The 2,936-nt window shown below is 54.7% G+C and carries 1 rRNA gene; it reads left to right on the forward strand.

Features of this window, described 5'->3' with window-relative positions:
- Position 1 precedes the first annotated feature (1 nt).
- Positions 2–2,934, forward strand: a 23S ribosomal RNA gene (locus MKY41_RS20700).
- The last annotated feature ends 2 nt before the right edge of the window (positions 2,935–2,936 follow it).

Here is a 2,936-nt window from a genome sequence, read left to right on the forward strand (position 1 = left end):
TGGTCAAGTTAGAAAGGGCGCACGGCGGATGCCTTGGCACTAGGAGCCTATGAAGGACGGCACTAACACCGATATGCTCCGGGGAGCTGTAAGTAAGCATTGATCCGGAGATTTCCGAATGGGGAAACCCACTGCCCGTAATGGGGCAGTACATGTACGTGAATACATAGCGTACATGAGGCAGACCCGGAGAACTGAAACATCTAAGTATCCGGAGGAAGAGAAAGAAAATTCGATTCCCTGAGTAGCGGCGAGCGAAACGGGAAGAGCCCAAACCAGGAAGCTTGCTTCCTGGGGTTGTAGGACACTCTATACGGAGTTACAAAGGGATGGGTTAGGCGAAGCGACCTGGAAAGGTCCGCCGCAGCGGGTAATAGCCCCGTAGCCGAAAGTCCATCCCCTCCAGAGTGGATCCTGAGTACGGCGGAACACGTGAAATTCCGTCGGAATCCGGGAGGACCATCTCCCAAGGCTAAATACTCCCTAGTGACCGATAGTGAACCAGTACCGTGAGGGAAAGGTGAAAAGCACCCCGGAAGGGGAGTGAAACAGATCCTGAAACCGTGTGCCTACAAGTTGTCAGAGCCCGTTAAGGGGTGATGGCGTGCCTTTTGTAGAATGAACCGGCGAGTTACGATTCCATGCAAGGTTAAGCCGAGAAGGCGGAGCCGCAGCGAAAGCGAGTCTGAACAGGGCGAATGAGTATGGGGTCGTAGACCCGAAACCAGGTGATCTACCCATGTCCAGGGTGAAGGTAAGGTAACACTTACTGGAGGCCCGAACCCACGTACGTTGAAAAGTGCGGGGATGAGGTGTGGGTAGCGGTGAAATTCCAATCGAACCTGGAGATAGCTGGTTCTCTCCGAAATAGCTTTAGGGCTAGCCTCAAACAACGAATCTCGGAGGTAGAGCACTGTTTGGACTAGGGGCCCATCCCGGGTTACCGAATTCAGACAAACTCCGAATGCCGATGATTTAGGTTTGGGAGTCAGACTGCGGGTGATAAGATCCGTAGTCGAGAGGGAAACAGCCCAGACCACCAGTTAAGGTCCCCAAGTATCCGTTAAGTGGAAAAGGATGTGGCGTTGCCCAGACAACCAGGATGTTGGCTTAGAAGCAGCCACCATTTAAAGAGTGCGTAATAGCTCACTGGTCGAGTGGCGCTGCGCCGAAAATGTACCGGGGCTAAACGGATCACCGAAACTGTGGATTGACACCATTGGTGTCAGTGGTAGGAGAGCGTTCCAAGGGCGTCGAAGCCAGACCGGAAGGACTGGTGGAGCGCTTGGAAGTGAGAATGCCGGTATGAGTAGCGAAAGAAGGGTGAGAATCCCTTCCACCGAATGCCTAAGGTTTCCTGAGGAAGGCTCGTCCGCTCAGGGTCAGTCGGGACCTAAGTCGAGGCCGAAAGGCGTAGACGATGGACAACAGGTTGATATTCCTGTACCACCTCCCCGCCGCTATCAGCAATGGGGGGACGCAGTAGGATAGGGTGAGCGCGCTGTTGGTCATGCGCGTCGAAGCAGTGAGGTGTGGAACGAGGCAAATCCCGTTCCTGTAACATTGAGCTGTGACCGCGAGGGGAATTATTCCCCGGAGTCCCTGATTTCACACTGCCAAGAAAAGCCTCTAGCGAGGCGGGAGGTGCCCGTACCGCAAACCGACACAGGTAGGCGAGGAGAGAATCCTAAGGTGATCGAGAGAACTCTCGTTAAGGAACTCGGCAAAATGACCCCGTAACTTCGGGAGAAGGGGTGCTCTGGTAGGGTGAATAGCCCGAGAGAGCCGCAGTGAATAGGCCCAGGCGACTGTTTAGCAAAAACACAGGTCTCTGCAAAACCGTAAGGTGACGTATAGGGGCTGACGCCTGCCCGGTGCTGGAAGGTTAAGAGGAGAGGTCAGCGCAAGCGAAGCTTCGAATTGAAGCCCCAGTAAACGGCGGCCGTAACTATAACGGTCCTAAGGTAGCGAAATTCCTTGTCGGGTAAGTTCCGACCCGCACGAAAGGCGTAACGATCTGGGCACTGTCTCAACGAGAGACTCGGTGAAATTATAATATGCGTGAAGATGCGCATTACCCGCGACAGGACGGAAAGACCCCGTGGAGCTTTACTGTAACCTGATATTGAATTCCGGTGCAGCCTGTACAGGATAGGTAGGAGCCTTGGAAGCCGGAGCGCCAGCTTCGGTGGAGGCATTGGTGGGATACTACCCTGGCTGTATTGGACTTCTAACCCATGCCCGTGATCCGGGCAGGAGACAGTGTCAGGCGGGCAGTTTGACTGGGGCGGTCGCCTCCTAAAGTGTAACGGAGGCGCCCAAAGGTTCCCTCAGAATGGTTGGACATCATTCGCAGAGTGCAAAGGCATAAGGGAGCTTGACTGCGAGACCTACAAGTCGAGCAGGGTCGAAAGACGGGCTTAGTGATCCGGTGGTTCCGCATGGAAGGGCCATCGCTCAACGGATAAAAGCTACCCCGGGGATAACAGGCTTATCTCCCCCAAGAGTCCACATCGACGGGGAGGTTTGGCACCTCGATGTCGGCTCATCGCATCCTGGGGCTGTAGTCGGTCCCAAGGGTTGGGCTGTTCGCCCATTAAAGCGGTACGCGAGCTGGGTTCAGAACGTCGTGAGACAGTTCGGTCCCTATCCGTCGCGGGCGCAGGAAATTTGAGAGGAGCTGTCCTTAGTACGAGAGGACCGGGATGGACACACCGCTGGTGTACCAGTTGTCTTGCCAAAGGCATCGCTGGGTAGCTATGTGTGGACGGGATAAATGCTGAAAGCATCTAAGCATGAAGCCCCCCTCGAGATGAGATTTCCCTTTACATTCGTAAGTAAGATCCCTCAAAGAAGATGAGGTGGATAGGTCCGGGGTGGAAGTGCGGCGACGCATGGAGCTGACGGATACTAATCGATCGAGGACTTGACCTCAA

Origin of the sequence: Sporosarcina sp. FSL W7-1349, assembly GCF_038003045.1 — a bacterium.
Lineage (GTDB): Bacteria > Bacillota > Bacilli > Bacillales_A > Planococcaceae > Sporosarcina.